13 protein-coding genes are annotated in these 18,782 nt (G+C 67.9%); 6 read left to right on the top strand and 7 right to left on the bottom strand.

Translation table 11 applies throughout. The features are described from left to right. Nucleotides 1–7: 7 nt before the first annotated feature. A complete protein-coding gene (locus RTY46_RS08880) occupies nt 8–1,777 on the bottom strand; it encodes a cytochrome c biogenesis protein CcdA (protein WP_312707927.1) in 1,770 nt (589 codons plus the stop codon). A gap of 2 nt (nt 1,778–1,779) precedes the next feature. After that, nucleotides 1,780–2,355, bottom strand: a complete 576-nt coding sequence (msrB, locus tag RTY46_RS08875) for a peptide-methionine (R)-S-oxide reductase MsrB (RefSeq protein ID WP_312707863.1) — start codon at nt 2,353–2,355, stop codon at nt 1,780–1,782. Nucleotides 2,356–2,499: 144 nt separating this feature from the next. Here msrB and RTY46_RS08870 point away from each other — a divergent pair, with 144 nt between their 5' ends. Both RTY46_RS08870 and RTY46_RS08865 read left to right on the top strand, forming a co-directional pair. Beyond that, nucleotides 2,500–3,219 carry a response regulator transcription factor gene (locus tag RTY46_RS08870; RefSeq protein ID WP_312707861.1) on the top strand — a complete coding sequence of 240 codons (720 nt, stop codon included), beginning with the start codon at nt 2,500–2,502 and terminating at the stop codon, nt 3,217–3,219. Beyond that, nucleotides 3,216–4,688 carry a HAMP domain-containing sensor histidine kinase gene (locus RTY46_RS08865; protein ID WP_312707859.1) on the top strand — a complete coding sequence of 491 codons (1,473 nt, stop codon included), beginning with the start codon at nt 3,216–3,218 and terminating at the stop codon, nt 4,686–4,688. Before RTY46_RS08870 ends, RTY46_RS08865 begins: the two co-directional genes overlap by 4 nt. A gap of 198 nt (nt 4,689–4,886) precedes the next feature. On the opposite strand, the gene RTY46_RS08860 is transcribed toward RTY46_RS08865, so the two are convergent. Next, nucleotides 4,887–5,240, bottom strand: coding sequence for a phasin family protein (locus RTY46_RS08860; RefSeq protein WP_312707925.1), 354 nt, complete (start codon nt 5,238–5,240; stop codon nt 4,887–4,889). A 114-nt stretch (nt 5,241–5,354) separates the two neighbouring features. Then, nucleotides 5,355–5,717, bottom strand: a complete 363-nt coding sequence (gene queD, locus RTY46_RS08855) for a 6-carboxytetrahydropterin synthase QueD (protein ID WP_312707858.1) — start codon at nt 5,715–5,717, stop codon at nt 5,355–5,357. A 188-nt stretch (nt 5,718–5,905) separates the two neighbouring features. On the opposite strand from queD, the gene RTY46_RS08850 reads away from it, so the two are divergent. Both RTY46_RS08850 and RTY46_RS08845 read left to right on the top strand, forming a co-directional pair. Next, nucleotides 5,906–8,545, top strand: coding sequence for a TonB-dependent receptor (locus tag RTY46_RS08850; protein ID WP_312707857.1), 2,640 nt, complete (start codon nt 5,906–5,908; stop codon nt 8,543–8,545). A 64-nt stretch (nt 8,546–8,609) separates the two neighbouring features. Further along, a complete protein-coding gene (locus RTY46_RS08845; protein WP_312707856.1) occupies nt 8,610–11,204 on the top strand; it encodes a M14 family zinc carboxypeptidase in 2,595 nt (864 codons plus the stop codon). Between the two features lie 609 nt (nt 11,205–11,813). On the opposite strand, the gene RTY46_RS08840 is transcribed toward RTY46_RS08845, so the two are convergent. Further along, on the bottom strand, nt 11,814–13,229 hold the full coding sequence (locus RTY46_RS08840) for a DEAD/DEAH box helicase (RefSeq protein ID WP_312707855.1): 1,416 nt from the start codon (nt 13,227–13,229) through the stop codon (nt 11,814–11,816). Between the two features lie 1,015 nt (nt 13,230–14,244). On the opposite strand from RTY46_RS08840, the gene RTY46_RS08835 reads away from it, so the two are divergent. Together RTY46_RS08835 and maiA are read left to right on the top strand one after the other, a co-directional pair. Continuing rightward, the gene (locus RTY46_RS08835; protein WP_312707854.1) at nt 14,245–15,234 is read left to right on the top strand and encodes a fumarylacetoacetate hydrolase family protein; all 990 of its coding nucleotides are present in this window, start codon (nt 14,245–14,247) and stop codon (nt 15,232–15,234) included. 14 nt (nt 15,235–15,248) lie between these two features. After that, entirely contained in the window at nt 15,249–15,917 is a 669-nt protein-coding gene (gene maiA / locus RTY46_RS08830) for a maleylacetoacetate isomerase (RefSeq protein WP_312707853.1), read from the top strand. Nucleotides 15,918–15,949: 32 nt separating this feature from the next. Here maiA and RTY46_RS08825 read toward each other — a convergent pair whose 3' ends face one another. Both RTY46_RS08825 and RTY46_RS08820 read right to left on the bottom strand, forming a co-directional pair. Next, on the bottom strand, nt 15,950–17,422 hold the full coding sequence (locus RTY46_RS08825; RefSeq protein ID WP_312707852.1) for a UdgX family uracil-DNA binding protein: 1,473 nt from the start codon (nt 17,420–17,422) through the stop codon (nt 15,950–15,952). Between the two features lies 1 nt (nt 17,423). Further along, on the bottom strand, nt 17,424–18,713 hold the full coding sequence (locus RTY46_RS08820) for a putative DNA modification/repair radical SAM protein (protein ID WP_312707851.1): 1,290 nt from the start codon (nt 18,711–18,713) through the stop codon (nt 17,424–17,426). Between the last annotated feature and the right edge of the window lie 69 nt (nt 18,714–18,782).

Below are 18,782 nucleotides of genomic sequence, written 5' to 3'. Positions count from 1 at the left end.
CCTGTTCTCAACCAAAGGTGAAGGCATAGGCCTGCACGCCCGCATCGAGGAACTCGATCTCGAAGCGGTGCGGGCCGACCGTGCCGCGCTGGCGCACCAGCTGGTACAGACGGTTCTCGTTGACCACGCCGCTGCCATCGGCGCCGATATCGCTGCCGGCATCGGTGGCCGGCAGCGGCTTGCCGTCCAGCCACACGCGGAAGCGCACCGGTGTGCCGTCCTGTTTTGGTGCCAGCACCAGGTGGAGGTCGCGGGCATGGAACTGGAAGGCGATGCGGCCGCCGGCCTGCTGCAGCTGCGCGGCTTCATCGGTGATGGTCCAGCGGCCGGACAGGGCCCACTGGTTCAGCGCGAGGCTGGCCGGCAGCATGTAGTCGAAGGCCGCATCGGTGCGCTGCCCGCCGGGCGAGGCGAAGTGCTCGGCGCGTGCATGGCCCAGGTAGGTTTCCGGCGAGCGCAGGTTGCCCATGTCGGCCTGCGTGGCCACGCCCTGCAGGTCGGCGGCGGCCGGGTCGGCCGGCGGCGGCAGATCGGTCTGGCCGGCTTCGGTCAGCAGGCGGCGGATCACCTGTTCCGAATGCGCGTAGTTGCCTTCACCGAACTGGTGGGCGCGGATGTTGCCCTGCGCATCGACGAAGTACTGCGCCGGCCAGTACTGGTTGTTGAACGCGCGCCAGATCGAATACTGGTTGTCCAGCGCCACCGGGTATTCCACCTTCAGCTGCTGCACGGCCTTCATCACGTTGCGCGGGTCGCGTTCGAAGGCGAACTCGGGCGTGTGCACGCCGACCACCACCAGGCCATGGTCGCGATAGCGGCGTTCCCACTCGTGCACGAAGGGCATCGCACGCAGGCAGTTGATGCAGGAATAGGTCCAGAAATCGACCAGCACGACCTTGCCGCGCAGCTGTTCGGCCTTGAGCGGCGGGCTGTTGAGCCAGCCGGTGGCACCGTCCAGGGAGGGCAGGGTGCCTTCCACCGGCAGCGGCGCATCGGCACCGGCATTCGCGCCGGCCATCATCATCATCGGCGGGGCCGCCGGCTGAGCGCCGGGCACGGCGTCGAGCAGGCCCTGCTCGATGCGCGCGGTGCTCACCGTGGACAGGCGGGTCAGCAGGCCGGTATCCCAGCCCAGGCCGATCGCCACCACCGCCAGCAGCGCGGCAACGCCCAGCGCCTTGCGCAGCACGTCGCCCAGGCCCAGCCGCGCCTGCAGGGCGTTGAACACGCGGCCGCCGATCCATACCGCCAGCGCGAGCGCGGTGGCCGCACCCAGCGCGTAGGCCAGCAGCAGCGCGCTGGTGCCGACGCTGGCGCCATGCAGGGCAGCGCCGGTCAGCACCAGGCCAAGGATCGGCCCGGCGCACGGCGCCCACAGCAGGCCGGTGGCGATGCCGATCAGCAGCGAGGTCCCGGCACCGCCACGGCCGGCATCATCGGCGGCATCGGCGCGTGCACTCAGCCGCGCACCCACGCGCTGGAACGGCGCCAGCAGATGGTCGGCCAGGCGCGGCCAGAGCAGCGCCAGGGCGAACACCGCCATCAGCACCAGGGCCAGCCAGCGGCCGATCTGGTTGGCCTGCGCCACCCACTGGCTGCCCACGGCGGCCAGACTGGCGACCGCGGCGAAGGTCAGCGCCATGCCCAGCAGCAGCGGCAGCGTGCTGCGCACGAAGGAGCGGTTGGCCCGCGCGAACACGAAGGGCAGCACCGGCAGGATGCACGGGCTGAGCAGGGTCAATACACCGCCCAGGTAGGCCAGCAGTAACAGCAGCATCATCAGGCTCCAGAAACACGGGAAGAACCGAGCGGCACGCGCCAGCCGCCATTGCTGTCCTGCTGCGCCGGGCCGGGCTGGAACAGCAGCGCCACCCCGTTCATGCAGTAACGCAGGCCGGTGGGGCGCGGGCCGTCGTTGAAGACATGGCCCAGGTGACCGCCGCAGCGCCGGCAATGCGCTTCCACCCGCAACATGCCGAAGGTGGTATCGCGGTCCTCGCCAACAGCGTTGTGCAGCGGCGCCCAGAAACTGGGCCAGCCGGTGCCGCTGTCGAATTTGGTGGACGAGGAGAACAGCGGCAGGCCGCAACCGGCGCAGATGAAGGTGCCGCTGCGGTGCTCGCGGTCCAGCGGGCTGCTGCCGGCGCGTTCGGTGGCCTGCTGGCGCAGTACCGCGTATTGCGCGGGGGTCAGCAGGCGGCGCCATTCGGCATCGCTGCGCATCACTTCAAACTGGCGTTGCGGGCGCGCTTCAGCCGCCGCAGGCGTGGCCCGGCTGCAGGCGGCCAGGCCCAGCAGGCCAGCGGCGGTGGCGGCACCGCCCAGACCCAGCAGGTGGCGTCGGGTGAGGGGCATGGCGGACTCCGGGAAGGGGCGACGGGGCCATGCTGCGCCCGCCCGGGTCAACGAATCCTCACGCAGGATTCAATTTTTCGTGAGGTATCGGCCGCCGTCCCGCGCCACAATGCGGGCAGCCTCCCCACTGGCCCCGAGCTGCCGATGTCCGCAAAACGCGTCCTGATTGTCGAAGACGATGCCCATATCGCCGATCTGCTGCGCATGCACCTGGCCGACGAGGGCTATGAGGTGACGCACGCGGCCACCGGCGATGCCGGCCTGCACCTGCTGGAGCAGGACGGGCCCTGGGACGCGCTGGTGCTGGATGTGATGCTGCCGGGCGTGGATGGGCTGCAGGTCTGCCAGCGCGCGCGTTCGATGGCGCGTTACGTGCCGATCATCATCATCAGTGCGCGCGGCAGCGAGACCCAGCGCATCGTCGGCCTGGAACTGGGCGCGGATGACTACCTGGCCAAACCCTTTTCCATGCCCGAGCTGGTGGCGCGCGTGCGCGCGCTGCTGCGCCGCGCCGAAGCGATGGCCCAGAGTGCCCGCATCGATGCCGGTGCGATCGATCTGGGCGGGCTGCGGCTGGACCCGGTGGCGCGCACCGCATCGGTGGAAGGCAACGCGCTGGAACTGACCCCGCGTGAGTTCGACCTGCTGCTGTTCTTCGCCCGCCATCCCGACCAGGTGTTCGCGCGCATGGAACTGCTGAACCAGGTCTGGGGCTACCAGCACGATGGCTACGAGCACACGGTGAACACCCACATCAACCGCCTGCGCAGCAAGATTGAAACCGACCCGGCGAACCCGCGCCGGCTGCTGACCGTGTGGGGGCGCGGCTACAAGCTGGTGGACCCTGCCGGGGCGGGCGCATGATCACGCCGAACCTGTGGCAGAAACTGGCGGCGGTGATCGCCGCGCTGATGCTGGTGTGCTGCATGGCGTTGCTGGCGCTGCAGATGCGCGCCAATACCCGGCATGAACAGGAAGTGGTGCAGCGGTTGTCGCTGGGCCTGGCCGAGCACATCGCCCAGCGCAGCGAACTGATGGACACCAGCGGCATGCGCGATGCCGCCGTGCGCGCGCTGTTCGGCCAGCTGATGGCGGTCAATCCCAGCGTGGAGGTGTACCTGCTGGACGAGCAGGGGCGCATCCTCGGCCACGATGCGCCCAGTGGCCACCTGCGGCGTGACCGCGTGGATGTGGCGCCGCTGCGGCGGCTGCTGGCGGGCGAGCCGTTGCCGATCCTGGGGGACGATCCGCGCAGCGAGCGCGGTCGCAAGGTGTTCAGCGTGGCGCCGCTGGTGGTGCAGGGGCGTCCGGCCGGCTACGTCTACGTGGTGCTGGTAGGCGAGCACCGGCAGATGCTGGCCGACGATCTGGCCGCCAGCAGCCAGTGGAACACCACCCTGTGGTCGATCGTGCTGGTCGGCAGCCTGGGCGTGCTGGCGGGCCTGCTGGCGTTCTACTGGGTTACCCGGCCGCTGCGGCGGTTGACCCGGCGCATCCAGGCGTTCGACATCGACGCGCCGTCCGTGCTGCCACCGCTGGCGCCGCTGCGCCCCGGCGAGCGCGACGAACTGAAAATCCTCGAACATGCCCATGCGCAGATGGCGCAGCGCCTGGGTGAGCAGTGGCAGCAGCTGCGCCAGCAGGACCTGCAGCGGCGCGAGCTGGTGGCCAACATCTCGCACGATCTGCGCACGCCGTTGTCATCGCTGCATGGCTACCTGGAAACCATGGCGCTGAAAGAGACGACGCTGGCGCCCGAGGAACGCCGCCGCTACCTGGGCATCGCCCTGGCACAGAGCGCCAAGGTCGGGCGGCTGGCGCGCGCGCTGTTCGAACTGGCGCGGCTGGAACACGGCGAAGTGCGCCTGGAATGGGAGGTATTCGCGCTGCCCGAGCTGGTCCAGGACGTACTGCAGAAGTTCGAACTGGCGGCGCAGGCGCGCGGCCAGCAGCTGCATGCGGATGTGCCGCAGGGCCTGCCGCCGGTGCGCGCCGACCTGGGTCTGGTGGAGCGCGTGCTGACCAATCTGCTGGACAACGCGTTGCGCCACGCTCCCGAGGGCGGCCAGGTAACACTGGCGCTGCGCGCCACCGAGGACAGCATCGAGGTCAGCGTGGCCGACGATGGGCCCGGTGTGGCGCCGGCCCTGCGCGATGGCCTGTTCCAGGCACCGGCCGCGCTGGGCGCGCGGCGTGGCGACAATGGTGGGTTGGGCTTGCTGATCGTGCAGCGCATCGTGCAGCTGCATGGTCGCCGCATCGAACTGCGCGACAGCGCGCAGGGGGCGTTGTTCGTGTTCAGTCTGCCGCGGGCGGACCGCGCGGCGGCCTGACACGCCGCTTCGCTCGCCGGGCATGGCCCGGCGCTACCGTGATGCCGCCCCGCCGGGCCACGCCCCGCAAGTAGATCCACGCCATGCGTGGATGCGCTTCACCTAATCGCAGGCAAAAAAAGACCCGGCAGAGGGAGGGATCTGCCGGGTCCGGATTGCATGGGGGGAGGGACCCATGCAATGAGCGTGGGCGTAACGTCAGTGGCTGTTGGCCGTGGCGTCCGCCGTGGATTCGTTGTGGCCCTGTACCAGTTCAGACCAGGCCTTTCCGGCCTGCAGGCCCAGATCGACCATGTCCTGCTGGGCCTGGCCCAGCCGCTGCAGGTTGTCCTGCCACAGCTGCGCGCCCTTGGGCAGCAAACCCGCCGGGTCCTCGCTGCGGGCCAGTTCGCCCAGCCAGCCGCCGGTCGCGGTCAGGTTGCGTTCCATCACCTTCAACTGCACGCCGAACATGCTTTCCGCGTTCTCCAGCGCCATCCGGTTCGCACGGGTGGCGGCCGCCGCCATCTGGCGGGTGGCATCACTGAAACGATCGGCGAAGGCGTTGGCCATGGCTGCGTCGAAGAAGTTGATGCAATGCAGCATACGCCGATCATGCGGCATTGCAACAAAAATAATGAAGGCGCCCGGGGCGCCTTCAAAAAGCCTTCAGGATAAACGGGTTGATCAGGCGTTCGGGCCGCGGTAGCGGCAGCCGGAGGTGCAGGTTTCGTGCACGGTGATCTCGCTCAGCGCCGGCAGCACGGGCTTAAGCTCGTTCCAGATCCACACGGCCAGGTTCTCGCTGGTGGGGTTTTCCAGGCCGGGAATGTCGTTCAGATAGTGGTGGTCCAAGCGCTCGTAGATCGGCTGGAAGGCCGCTTTCACGTCGCCGAAATCCATGATCCAGCCGGTCTGCACGCCGGGCTCGCCTTCCACCTTCAGTTCCACCCGGAAGGAGTGGCCGTGCAGGCGCGCGCACTTGTGCCCCGGCGGCACGTTGGGGAGGCGGTGCGCCGCCTCGAGCATGAAGACTTTGAAGATTTCCATGCCGCGATTGTACGCCGCCGGCCGTTCGCTGACCCGCCTGCATCGGTTGCCGATGTAAACATTTCATTTCCATCTTGATAAAGAGATGTTAGCTTCTCTTATATCCGTATGAAGAGATGTTATTGGTCCGGGCCGGGCCAGGCATGGACTACTGCGGAACTTGTCGTCACCACCACCCCACGAACGTCATGCCCCAGAACACCCTCCTTGCAGCGGCCCTCGCGGCTGCCCTGGCCACGCCGTTGTCCGCGGCGGCCGACACCTCCACCGACGCCAGTGGCGAAGCCAGCACCCTGGCTGCCGTGCGCGTTACCGGTTCCAACATCAAGCGCTCCGACACCGAAGCCTCCAATCCCGTGCAGGTGATCGGTCACGAGCAGCTGCAGGCCAGTGGCAAGGCCACCGTGGCCGACGTGCTGCGCTCGATCTCGGCCAACACCGGTAACGCTGCCAACGAAACCACCAACAACGGCTGGGCGTCCGGTTCGGCTGGCATCGGCCTGCGCGGCCTTTCGCAGAAGAACACGCTGGTGCTGCTGAACGGCCGTCGCCTGGCCAACTACGGCTTCCCCGCCGGCGGCCTGTCGGACACCTTTGTCAATCTCAACGCGCTGCCGCTGGTGGCCGTTGAACGCATCGAAGTGCTGAAGGACGGCGCCTCGGCCGTGTACGGCTCCGACGCCGTGGCCGGGGTGGTCAACATCATCACCCGGCAGAACTTCCAGGGCGCCGAAGTCGGCGGCAGCACCGGCACCGCCGACCAGGGCGGGCTGGACGAGCAGAAGCTGCACTTCGTCGGCGGCATCGGCGATCTGGACAAGGATGGCTACAACATCCTGGTCAGCCTGGAAGGCTACAACCGCGACCGCCTGGACCAGGACCAGCGCGACCTGACCAAGAGCGGCATCTACAGCGATCAGCCCGGCGGCCGCTGGAACGGCTGGTCGGCCAAGGGCGCGCGCTACCTGGTGAATGGTGTGTCGGTTCCCATGCTCGATGCCAACGGCAACTGCCCCACCGGCACCACCCGGGTCGCCAGTGCGCCCATCGACGGCCTGGCCGGCGATACCTGCGGCTTCAACCAGGCGCCGTACACCACCCTCATTCCGTCCACCAAGCGCTGGCAGGCCTACGTCAATGGCACCTTCCGGGTCAGCGACAACGTCGAAGCCTTCGGCGAAGTGCTGTACAGCGATATCAAGGGCGTGTCCTGGTTCGGCAGCAGCCCGTACTTCACCCTGGAAAGCGGCCGTTTCGCGCTGAACGCCGATACCGGCCTGGCCGAGCCCGTGTCCTCCAACCTGCCGGCCAGCAGCCCGTACAACCCGTATGGCCGCGCCATTCCCATCGAATACACCTTCTTCGACCTGGGCGGCACCATCAAGACCAACCGTTCGCAGGCCTACCGCGGCCTGGTCGGCCTGCGCGGCAGCACCGACAACTGGGATTGGGAAGTGGGCGCCTTCGGTGCACGCAGCAGCGAGCGCGAGACCGTGTCCGGCGGCTTCGCCAACCGCTGGGCGCTGGCCGATGCGCTGGCCACGGGCAGCTACAACCTGCTGGACCCGTCGGCCACCCCGGCCGAAGTCATCAACGCGATCAACATCAGCACGCTGCGCCCGGCCGAATCGGTGCTGCAGGGCATCGATGCCAAGGTGTCGGGCACGCTGGGCCGCACCTGGGCCGGTGATATCGGCTTCGCCGCCGGTGCCGAATGGCGCCGCGAGAAGCTGGATTCGGAAAATCCGTGGCAGATCGACGCCGGCCTGCAGATCCGTCCGGCCATCGCCGAAGTGCATGGTGAGCGCAAGGTCACCGCGGCCTACGCCGAAGTGAACGTGCCGCTGGCCTCCACGCTGGAGCTTTCCGCCGCCGCGCGCGCTGACCATTACAGCGATTTCGGCGATGCGTTCTCGCCGAAGCTGGGCCTGCGCTGGCAGCCGCTGGACATCCTGCTGGTGCGTGCCTCGGCCTCGAAGGGTTTCCGCGCGCCGTCGCTGTCGGAAAACTCCAACAGCACCAGCATTTCCTACGGCAGCGTGATCGACCCGCGTGATCCGGACGTGCCGGGCTCGCGGCAGAACCCCACCTTCTTCACCGTCGGCAACAACGACCTGAAGCCCGAGCGCACCCGCAGCTACAACCTGGGCTTCGTGCTGTCGCCGTGGTCGAACACCAACCTGAGCGTGGATTACTACAAGATCGAGCTGGACAACCTGGTCGGCACCAACAACAGCCAGACCCTGGTGACCGACAACGTGGCCGGTGCGGTGCTGCGCGACGAGCGCGGCAAGCTGCTGGCGGTGTACAACCGCTACCAGAACCTGAGCAGCCTGAAGACCTCCGGCATCGACGTGGAACTGCGCCAACGCATTCCCACCGACGCCTTCGGTGAGTTCACCGTGTCCAGCGCCTTCACCCACGTGCGTGATTACCGTCGCCCGACCGTGGTCGGTGGCCCGCTGGTGGATTACGCCGGCAGCAACCTGGGCGCCACCCTGCCCAAGAACAAGGCCACCACCACGCTGGATTGGCGCTACGCCGACGTAAAGGCGGCGCTGACCTGGTACTACACCAGCGGCTACGACCAGAAGGCCAGCACCGCGGCCGCCGCCGTGCAGGATCGCGTGGATGCCTACAACCAGCTGGACCTGTACCTGGCCTACACCGGCTTCGACCAGCTGACCCTGTACGCCAAGGTGCAGAACCTGGCGGACAAGGAGCCACCGTATGACGCCTCGTTCCCCGGTATCCGCGCGCCGTACGACTTCAGCCAGTACGACCTGCGCGGGCGCTACTTCACCGTCGGCTTCGATTACCGCTTCTGAACCACCGGCCGCGACCGGCCAAGCCGTTGGCCGGTCGCGCTGCCCTGTCTTCCGGGAAACCATCGTGTCCTTGCATCGCCGTACCGTTCTGCCGCTGCTGATCGCCGCGGCCACTGTCTTCGCCGCGCCTGGCGTGGCCCAGGCGCAGAGCAGCTACTTCTTCCCGCAGGCCAGCGAGGCCGCGGCCTTCGACGCCAGCATTCCCACCCCGGAGCAATTCCTGGGGTATCCGATCGGCAGCCGCTTCACCCGGCATGACCAGCTGGTGGCGTACTTCCAGGAACTGGCCCGTCATTCGGACAAGATCAGCGTGCGCGAGATCGGCCGCAGCTACGAAGGCCGGCCGTTGTTGATCGCTACCGTCACCGCCGCCAGCAACCAGGCCCGGCTGGAACAGATCCGCCAGCAGCACGCAACGCTGGTCGATCCGGCGCAGCCGCGCAGCGCCGCCGGTGACAGCCCGGTGGTGGTGTGGCTGGGCTACAGCGTGCACGGCAACGAAACGTCCAGCGGTGAAGCGGCCATGCTGACCGCCTACTACCTGGTGGCCAACCGCAGCGCCGAAACCCAGCAGTGGCTGCAGCAGGCCGTGGTGCTGTTCGATCCGGCGCAGAACCCCGACGGCCGCGACCGCGCGGCGAACTGGCACAACGCCTGGGCTTCGGACCCGGCCTCGTCCGACCCGGCTGACAAGGAGCATGTCGAACCGTTCCCGCAGGGCCGCACCAACCATTACTTCACCGATCTCAACCGCGACTGGCTGGCGCTGACCCAGCGCGATTCGCGGCCGAAGGTGGAAGTGTTCCACCAGTGGTACCCGAACGTGCAGATCGACTTCCACGAGATGGGCAAGGACAGCACGTACTACTTCGAGCCGTCGCCGAAGAGCATGCACAGCCCACTGATTCCGGCGGCGTCGTACGAGTTCAACAAGACTCTGGCCAAGTACCACGCGCAGTCGCTGGATGCGCTGGGCTCGCTGTACTACACCGGCGAAAACTACGACAACTTCTCGCCGGTGTACGGCTCCACCTATCCCGATTTCCACGGCGCGGTAGGGGTGACGGTGGAGCAGGCCAGCTCGCGCGGGCGTGTGCAGGAATCGGTGAACGGCCTGCTGACGTTCCCGTTCACCATCCGCAACCAGGTCGCCACCGGCCTGGGCACCGTGCGTGGCGCGGTCACCGAACGCAGTGGCCTGTTCGACCTGCAGAAGACCTTCTTCCAGAGCGCGCTGAAGCAGGCCGGGCAGCAGCCGGTGAAGAGCTTCGTGTTCGGCGATGCGCATGACCCGGCGTTGACCCGGCGCCTGTTGGAACTGTTGTTGCTGCACCGCATCCAGGTGCAGGCGCTGCCGCGCGATGTCAGCGTGGACGGTCAGGCCTTCAAGGCGGGTAGCGCCTACGTGGTCCCGGTACAGCAGCCGCAGTTCCGCCTGGTGCATTCGATCTTCGCCGAAACCCCGCCGATCAAGGGCGACGTTTTCTACGGCAGCACCAGCTATGCGATTGCGCCGGCCTACGGCGTGGCCTTCGCTGGCAGCCGCAGCCGCATCGACGGTGGTGCGGTGGTGGCCGAATTGCCGGCGGCCAGCGGCGGCGTGGTCGGCGGGCAGGCCACCTTCGCTTATGTCATCGACTGGCGCGACTACAGCGCGGGCCGCGTCCTTGCCGAGCTGCAGGGCAAGGGCGTGCTGGCGCGTGCCGCTTTCAAGCCCTTCACTGCGGGTACCGCGCAAGGCGACGTGGCGTTTGCCGCAGGCAGCATCGTGATTCCCGTGGCAGGCCAGTCGCTGCAGGGTGCCGCGCTGCTGGACGCGGTAAATGCGGCCACGCGCACTGCCGGTGTACAGGCCCATGCACTTGCCAGCGGCCGCAGCCGCGAGGGCATCGATCTGGGCAGTGACAGTGTCAAGGCACTGCGCAAGCCGGCCGTTGCGCTGGTGATGGGCGAGGGCGTGACGGCCACTGAGATCGGCTCGGCCTGGTTCCTGCTCGATCAGCAGCTGCACCTGCCGGCCAGCAAGCTGGACCCGCAGCAGCTGGGCAAGGTGCCGTTGGATCGCTACACCACCCTGGTCCTCTCTGGCGGCAACTACGCCGGCGTGGATGCCACCGCCGTGGCCGCGCTGAAGCGCTGGGTGCAGGCCGGCGGTTCACTGGTCACCTACGGCAGCGCCTCGAAGTGGGCGATCGAACAGAAGTTGGCCGAGGGCGAAAAGCTGGGCAAGGACGAGGATGCCGCCGACGAGAGCCGTCGTGCGTTCGGCGACCAGCGCGACATCGCCGCGATCGAGCGGGTCAGCGGCAATATCCTCAGCGCCGACGCCGATACCTCGCACCCGCTGGCCTTCGGCGTACCGCGCCGGCCGCTGTCGGTGAACAAGGAAAATGCCGTGGTGCTGCAGCCCAGTGCCAATCCGTTCTCCACCGTCGTACGCATCGACAACCCGCCTCGGGTGAACGGCTATCTGTCCGAACGCAACCGCAGTCGCGTGGCGGGCAGCGCCTGGTTGCTGGTATCGGCGCAGGGACAGGGCAACGTGGTGTTGTTTGCCGATGACCCGGCTCACCGCAAGTACTGGCACGGCACGGATCGCCTGCTGATCAACGCGATCTTCTTCGGGAATCTGGTGAATCCGAGTAAAGCGCGGGGTTGAGGCTTTACGCGCCTGCCTGATGCTGGGATTGGGAGGACGGAGGGGCCGCGCAGGACACGCCGCAAGTACGTCCCTGTAGGCTCGTAGGCGCCTTGCTCGTGTGCGCAATCCTGCGCACACGGCAAGACCGGGGTTGGGCGTCCTGCCCAACCCGCCCGAGGCATGCCTCGGGCCCTTGGCGCCTGCGGTGTTGGCTGAGGCCCCCTGCCTCCCCTGACAGTTTCTTGCGGGCGCGGACGCATCAAACCCAGGGCGGAAGCAAGGGCAAAAGCAAAAGCAAAAGCCGAAGCTCCTGCCTCGGCTTTTGTCTTTGAATTTGAATTTGATCTTTCTTGTTCCGGCTACCCGGCGGGACAAGAAGGCGCTGGAAATGTTTGAAGCGCTGGGACGCGGGGGCGGCGCAAAACCGCAGGCGCCATGGATGGCGCCTACGAGCTTACATGGATGTATTCACGGCGTGTTTTGCGCCGCCCCCGCGTCCCAGCGCCCAAATAGAACCAGCCGCGTGCTCTCCCAGCCGGTAGCCAGCCAAAAAAAAGGACGGCGCGTCAGCGCCGTCCCTCGATAGCCCCCCCCGCGCAGCGGGAAGCGCATAACTGTCAGCCAGGATCAGCCAGCGCGACCGCCGCCGTTGCCGCCCTGGCCACGACCGCGGCCGCCACCATTGCCGCCACCGCCTCGACGCTGGCCCTGACCGGCACCGGCACGCTGCTGGCCATTGCCACCGCCCTCGCGACGGCCGCCACCCGACTTCTTCGGACCGGCATGCGCGTGACGCGGCGCATCGCCGTGCGGACGACGCGCGTGGCTCTTGCGCGGCGCACGTTCGCCAGTTTCGTGCTCGGCCTTGCCCGGCGCACTGTTGCCCCAGCGGATCGGCACCTGCAGCTCGAAGCCCGGCACATCGCGGATATCCATGTCGCGGCCCAGCAGGCGCGTGATCGCGCGCAGCAGCTTCACTTCATCCTGCGCGACAAGCGAAATCGCCTGGCCGGTGGCACCGTTGCGGCCGGTACGGCCAATGCGGTGCACGTAGTCTTCGGCCACCATCGGCAGATCGAAGTTGATCACCTTCGGCAGTTCGTTGATATCGATACCGCGCGCGGCGATATCGGTGGCCACCAGCACGGTCACCCGGCCGGCCTTGAAATCGCCCAGTGCACGCAGGCGCTGGCCCTGGCTCTTGTTGCCATGGATCGCCGCGGTCTTGATGCCCGACTTTTCCAGGAACGCCGCCAGCTTGTCGCTGCCGTGCTTGGTACGTGCGAACACCAGGGTCTGCTCGCGGCTGTCCTGCGCCAGCAGGTGCAGCAGCAGGTCGCGCTTGCGGCCGCCGTCGACCGGGTGCACGCGGTGGGTGATGGTTTCGGCCACGGTGTTCTTCGGCGTCACCTGGATCTGTTCCGGGTTGCGCATGAATTCCAGCGCCAGCTGACGGATGTTGTCCTCGAAGGTGGCCGAGAACAGCAGGGTCTGGCGGTTCTGCTTAGGCAGCTTGGCCAGGATGCGCTTGATGGACGGCAGGAAGCCCATGTCCAGCATGCGGTCGGCTTCGTCCAGCACCAGCAGTTCAATGCCGGACAGGTCGATGCTGCGGCGCTCCAGGTGGTCGATCAGGCGGCCCGGGCAGGCCACCAGCAGATCCACGCCACGGCGCAGGATGTCCAGCTGGTTGCCCATGCCGACGCCGCCGTAGATGCAGGCGCTGGGAATGCGCAGGTACTTGCTGTAGCCGCGCAGGCTGTCATGCACCTGGGTGGCCAGTTCGCGGGTGGGGGCCAGGATCAGCGCACGCGGCTTGCGCGGGCCGCTGCGCACTTCCTGCGAGGCGGTGCCCAGGTGCTGCAGCAGCGGCAGGCCGAAGGCGGCGGTCTTGCCGGTACCGGTCTGAGCGCCGGCCAGCAGGTCGCGACCGGCCAGTGCCAGCGGGATCGCCTGCTGCTGGATCGGGGTCGGGTTTTCGTAGCCCTGCTCGGCAAGCGCACGCAGCAGGAAGGGCGCCAGGCCCAGCGATTCAAAAGACATTGAGATTGCTCCAAGTACAAGAAACGCCTGACCGATCGGACAGGCGGGGGCAGATCAAAGTGATCGGCTGACTCGGAGCGTTCCCGTGAACCGCGCTGCGAGAAGTTGGGTGCAGCCGGCGCGGTGCACAGGCTGGAATGCGTGACGAACGGTGTCGGAGTGGGGGCGGGCGAAGGGGCGGACCCCGGTCGCCGGCGATCCCGAAGGGAAACGGACGGCCGCTGCAGACCCGCATAGTCTAACCGAAGCCTGAGACCTCACGCAAAAACCCCTGTTCAGGGGAGGGGGAGGGGGCCGGCAGGGCTGCGCCCTGCACCTGCTCAATGCAACGGCAACGGCAACGTCAAAAGCGGGCTATCCGTGGGTTGGCGGGGTGGGTCCGGTTGCGGGGGACGGCGCAAGTACGTCCCTGTAGCCTCGGTCGCGCCATCCATGGCGCTCACGCCCCCGCAACCGGACCCACCCCGCCTTCGACAGTTTCCCGCGAGCTGTCGGAACGGCGCTCTGCTCTGGTGGGTGTCGACCTTGGTCGACACGGATGAATTCACTCGATATCTGACAGATGTGTCGACCAAGGTCGACACCTACCAACAGCCGCGCGGAACGACAGGCGCAGTTACCAACAGCCGCGTGAATCTGTCGAAGGCGGGGCGGTGTCGGATTGCGGGGTGTCCGCGGCATGGATGCCGCGGCCAAGCCTACATGGGTGAGGGCGCTTTGCTTGCGAAGCACTGCTTCGCAAGCGTCCGAACGCACAGCCGCCAGCGGCTGGGCCGGGCCCCGGAGGGGGACTTGCGGCGTCCCCGCAATCCCACACCGCCCCGCCATCCCACGGAATGCCCGCTTTTGACGTTGCTTCAGTCGAGCATGGCTCGACTCTACAGGGGGCCAGGGCTGCAAGCCCTGCCCAACCCCCTCCTGCGGTAGGGTGGGCCGATGCCGCGCTGCAGCTTGGCTGCGCCGCGCATTTGATTACACTTGAAACTTGTTTGCCTACGACTCCGGACACCCACCCATGAAGCTTGGTTCTTTGAAGGAAGGCGGCCGCGACGGCACCCTCATCGTCGTCTCGCGTGACCTGCGCCACGGCGTGCGCGCCACCGGCATCGCCGCCACCCTGCAGCAGGCGCTGGAGGACTGGAGCCACATCGCACCGCGCTTGAACGCCCTGTATGAATCGCTGAACGCAGGCGACGCCGATGGCGTGTTCGACCTGGACCCGCAGGCCCTGGCCGCGCCGCTGCCGCGCGCCTATGAATTCGTCGATGGCAGCGCCTACCTGCCGCACGTCGAGCGCGTGCGCCGCGCCCGTGGCGCCGAAGTGCCGGAAAGCTTCTACACCGACCCGCTGATGTACCAGGCCACCAGTGCTGGGTTCCATGGCCCGCGCGATGCCGTGAAGGTGATCAGCGAGGACTACGGCATCGATCTGGAAGCCGAGCTGGTGGTCATCACCGACGACGTGCCGATGGCCGTCACCGCCGAACAGGCGGCCGGCCACATCCAGCTGATCGGCCTGGTGAACGATGTCTCGCTGCGCAACCTGATTCCCGGCGAACTGGCCAAGGGCTTCGGCTTCCTGCAGTCCAAGCCGCGCTCGGCGCTGTCGCCGGTGTTCGTCACCCCGGATGAGCTGGGTGACGCCTGGCAGGACAGCAAGGTGCACCTGCCGCTGCTGACCCACGTCAACGGCGCCTGGTTCGGTGCCCCGGAAGCCGGCGTGGACATGCAGTTCAACTTTGCCCAGCTGGTCGCGCATGCCGCCAAGACCCGCCCGCTGGGCGCCGGCGCCATCGTCGGCTCGGGCACCATCGCCAATGAAGACACCAGCAAGGGTGCCTCCTGCTTCGCCGAACAACGCACCGTGGAAACGCTGCGCGACGGCAAGCCGAGCACGCCCTTCATGTCCTTCGGCGATGTAGTGCGCATTGAGATGCTCGATGCCGCCGGCAACAGCATCTTCGGTGCCATCGAGCAGCGCATCGAACAAGCGGCCAAGCCCTGAGCATGGAGGCGGCGATGGACATCCCAGTCGACGACGGCATCGTGCTGTACACCTACTGGCGATCCAGCGCCGCCTACCGCGTGCGCATCGGTCTGGAGCTGAAGGGCCTGGCCTGGGAAGGGCGGTTGGTGCATCTGCTGCGCGACGGTGGCCAGCAGCATGCCGATGCCTATGCCGCGCTCAACCCGCAGCAGCTGGTACCGACCCTGCTGCATGACGGCCAGACGCTGAACCAGTCGCTGGCAATCCTGGAATACCTGGACGAGCGCTTCCCGCAGGTGCCGCTGTTGCCGGCCGACGCCGCCGGCCGTGCGCGCGTGCGCGGGCTGGCCCAGCTGGTGGCCTGCGATATCCACCCGATCAACAACCTGCGGGTGATGCAGTACCTGGAGCGCGATCTGCAGCTGCCGGCTGATGCGCGCACGCAGTGGACCCTGCACTGGATGGCCGAAGGGCTGGCGGCGATGGAAACGCTGCTGGCCGGCAGCGGCGACACCGGCCAATTCTGCCACGGTGATCGCCCCACCTTGGCGGATCTGTGCCTGATGCCGCAGCTGTACAACGCGCACCGGTTTAGCCTGGACCTGGGCCCGTACCCGACCCTGCGCCGCATCGAGGCGGCCTGCCAGGCCGTGGAGGCCTTCGATCGCGCGCGTCCGGAGCGTCAGCCCGACGCAGCCTGATGGCCGCTGCGCTCGCCGCGTATTGCCCGGCGCTACCTCTGGCCAGGGGCTGGTAGCGACGGGCCATGCCCGGCGGATATCTCATCCCGCCCCAGCATCTGCCGCAGGTCGTCGCGGAACAGCCGATAGGCCTCCTCGCGGCGTGTCTCATCGCCCTGCCGCAGCACCCACGCCGGGTGCACGGTGGCGTAGCCGCGGGTGCCATCGTCCAGCGTGTGCCAGCGCCCGCGATCGCGCGCCAGGGTGAACCCGCGCCCGAACACCGCCGACGCTGCCGTCGCGCCCAGGCACACGATCAGCTGCGGCCGCACCCGCGCGATCTCGCCCATCAGCCAGGGCCGGCAGGCGTGCACGTGCCGGCTTTCCGGTCGCTTGTGCAGCCGCACCTTGCCGCGCCGCTCATGGTGGAAGTGCTTCACCGCGTTGGTCAGGTACAGCGTCGCCCGGTCGATACCCAGTTCGGCCAGTGCACGGTCCAGCAGCTGGCCGGCCGGGCCTGCAAACGGCCGGCCGCTGAGGTCCTCCACGTCGCCGGGCTGCTCACCCACCACCATCACCCGCGCATCGGCCGGGCCCTGGCCGAACACGGTCTGCGTGGCCGGCTGCCACAGCGGGCATTGCTGGCAGGTGCTGGCCTGTTCGCGCAGCGCGGCAAGGCTTCCTTCCACCGCAGGGGCCGGCAGTACCCGCGCCGGCACCCGCCGCGCCGGTGCCTGGGCCGGGCGGTCGTGCATCTCCTGCACCCGGCCTGCCGCCTCGCGCACCAGGCTGGGCAGCAGCTGCGCCTCGGGCAGGTGCCGCCAGTACCTGGCCGGCATTTCCTGCTGCATCATCCGGGTGTTCAAGCGCGCCGGGTTGAAGATGCTGGCGTAATAGGTCTGCCACAGGGCCTCGCGTGCATCTTCGGCCGGCGCGTCCTGGCGCTGTCCGCCAGGACCGAAACTCAGGGCCTGGCCGTCCCAGTGCACGCTGCGGCCCGGGGTCAGGATCGCCCAGCGCATGCCGGCGAAGCGGCGCGCGAAGAACGGCGCCACGCGGTCCACGATGTGGTGCTCCGGCTCGAACCAGGCAATGAAGGCATCCTGTTCGCCGGGGACTTCGCGGAAGCGCACGAAGGCCTTCATCTTGTGCGTGTCGCGGCGCACCGCCTGGGCCAGCGCCATCGCCCGCAGCACATCGGCATCGGTCGGGTTGGACAGCACCGCGCGCTCGCCATGGGTGATGCGCCACAGCAGCCGGTACAGCAGGGCCATGCGCTGCGGGTCACGGTGGCACAGCACGGTGGCGGCCAGTTCCAGGAAGTCGCGCGGTACGCCGGGCTGCGCGCCGAGCGCAGGTCCGTCTGCAGGAACGGGCAGGGCAGGGGCATCCAGCAGCGACGCTTCCGTGCCCGGCAGCCAGTCCAGCTGCGCGGGCGGCACGGTCGCCAGCAGCGCCTGCCGCGCCGCGTCGCGCCAAGCCTGCAGTGACCACGCAGGGTCCACGCGTAGCGACCAGCGTTGCATGTCAGGCCGCCGCGGGTGGGTCGAACAGCGAACCCTGGCGCGGCGGCGGGGCCAGCCGGGCGCGCAGCGCCGCCGGATCGTCCAGCGCGCTGCGCGGGTGGTGGTCGGCCAGTTGCACGAACGGCAGCAGTTTGTTCATGGGCGCTTTCAGCCGGGCGACATCGGCCACTCGCAGGCGCCCGTGGCGGCGCGCCATCAGCACCCGCTTCACATTGCGCACGCCCAGCCCCGGTACACGCAGCAGCAGTTCCTTCGGCGCACGGTTCAGGTCTACCGGGAAACGTTCCGGGTGGCGGATCGCCCAGGCCATCTTCGGGTCGATATCCAGATCCAGCATGCCGTCGCCGCTGTTGTCGGTGATCTCATCCACGCCGTAACCATAGAAGCGCAGCAGCCAGTCGGCCTGGTACAGGCGATGTTCGCGCTGCAGCGGTGGCGGCTGCACCGGCAACTGGCGGCTGGCATCGGGAATGGGGCTGAAGGCTGAGTAGTACACCCGGCGCATGTGGTAGTTGCCGTACAGGCGGTCGGCGCTGAGCAGGATCTGCTGGTCGCTGGCGCCGTCGGCACCGACGATCATCTGCGTGCTCTGCCCGGCCGGGGCGAAGCGTGGCGGCCGCGCACGCGCGCTGCGGGTGGGCATGGCCGTGGCCGGCACGGCAGGCGGGGCGCGACGCGCCTCCTTTGCTTCGTCGATGCGCCAACGCAGCTCACCCATCGCGCCGCGGATGGTATGGCTGGTTTTTTCCGGGGCCAGCGCGGCCAGTCCGGCATCGGTGGGCAATTCCACGTTGATCGACAAACGGTCGGCATGGCGGCCGGCGCTGGCCAGCAGTTCCGGCGACGCCTCGGGAATGGTCTTCAGGTGGATGTAACCGGCGAAGCGATGCTCCTCGCGCAGCTGCCGGGCCACTTCCACCATGCGCTCCATGGTGTAGTCGGCGTTGCGGATGATGCCACTGGAAAGGAACAGCCCTTCGATGTAGTTGCGCTTGTAGAAATCCAGAGTGAGCGAGACCACTTCCTCCACGCTGAAACGCGCGCGCGGAACATTGCTGGAGACGCGGTTCACGCAGTAGGCGCAGTCGTACACGCAGAAATTGGTCAGCAGGATCTTCAGCAGGGAGACGCAGCGGCCATCGGGCGTATAGCTGTGGCAGATACCCATGCCCTCGGTGCTGCCGATGCCGCCGGACGCGCGCGAATCGCGTTTGCCCGCGCCACTGGAGGCGCAGGAGGCATCGTATTTGGCGGCATCGGCAAGAATGGCCAGCTTGCGAAGGGTTTCCATGACGGAAACGTACGGACGGGCGGTCTCATTGGATGAGACCGCCCCTTAACCCTTCAGGATTCCCGCCGG

Origin of the sequence: Stenotrophomonas sp. (genome assembly GCF_032056425.1) — a bacterium.
Classification (GTDB): Bacteria; Pseudomonadota; Gammaproteobacteria; order Xanthomonadales; family Xanthomonadaceae; genus Stenotrophomonas.
Note: the sequence above shows the minus strand (reverse complement) of the source record. Positions and strands in the feature narration are given on the sequence as shown.

Bases quoted from the DNA above. Each gene is read 5' to 3' on its own strand.
- RTY46_RS08880 (WP_312707927.1), bottom strand. From the start codon at position 1,777: ATGCTGCTGTTACTGCTGGCCTACCTGGGCGGTGTATTGACCCTGCTC.
- msrB (WP_312707863.1), bottom strand. From the start codon at position 2,355: ATGCCCCTCACCCGACGCCACCTGCTGGGTCTGGGCGGTGCCGCCACC.
- RTY46_RS08870 (WP_312707861.1), top strand. From the start codon at position 2,500: ATGTCCGCAAAACGCGTCCTGATTGTCGAAGACGATGCCCATATCGCC.
- RTY46_RS08865 (WP_312707859.1), top strand. From the start codon at position 3,216: ATGATCACGCCGAACCTGTGGCAGAAACTGGCGGCGGTGATCGCCGCG.
- RTY46_RS08860 (WP_312707925.1), bottom strand. From the start codon at position 5,240: ATGGCCAACGCCTTCGCCGATCGTTTCAGTGATGCCACCCGCCAGATG.
- queD (WP_312707858.1), bottom strand. From the start codon at position 5,717: ATGGAAATCTTCAAAGTCTTCATGCTCGAGGCGGCGCACCGCCTCCCC.
- RTY46_RS08850 (WP_312707857.1), top strand. From the start codon at position 5,906: ATGCCCCAGAACACCCTCCTTGCAGCGGCCCTCGCGGCTGCCCTGGCC.
- RTY46_RS08840 (WP_312707855.1), bottom strand. From the start codon at position 13,229: ATGTCTTTTGAATCGCTGGGCCTGGCGCCCTTCCTGCTGCGTGCGCTT.
- RTY46_RS08835 (WP_312707854.1), top strand. From the start codon at position 14,245: ATGAAGCTTGGTTCTTTGAAGGAAGGCGGCCGCGACGGCACCCTCATC.
- maiA (WP_312707853.1), top strand. From the start codon at position 15,249: ATGGACATCCCAGTCGACGACGGCATCGTGCTGTACACCTACTGGCGA.
- RTY46_RS08825 (WP_312707852.1), bottom strand. From the start codon at position 17,422: ATGCAACGCTGGTCGCTACGCGTGGACCCTGCGTGGTCACTGCAGGCT.
- RTY46_RS08820 (WP_312707851.1), bottom strand. From the start codon at position 18,713: ATGGAAACCCTTCGCAAGCTGGCCATTCTTGCCGATGCCGCCAAATAC.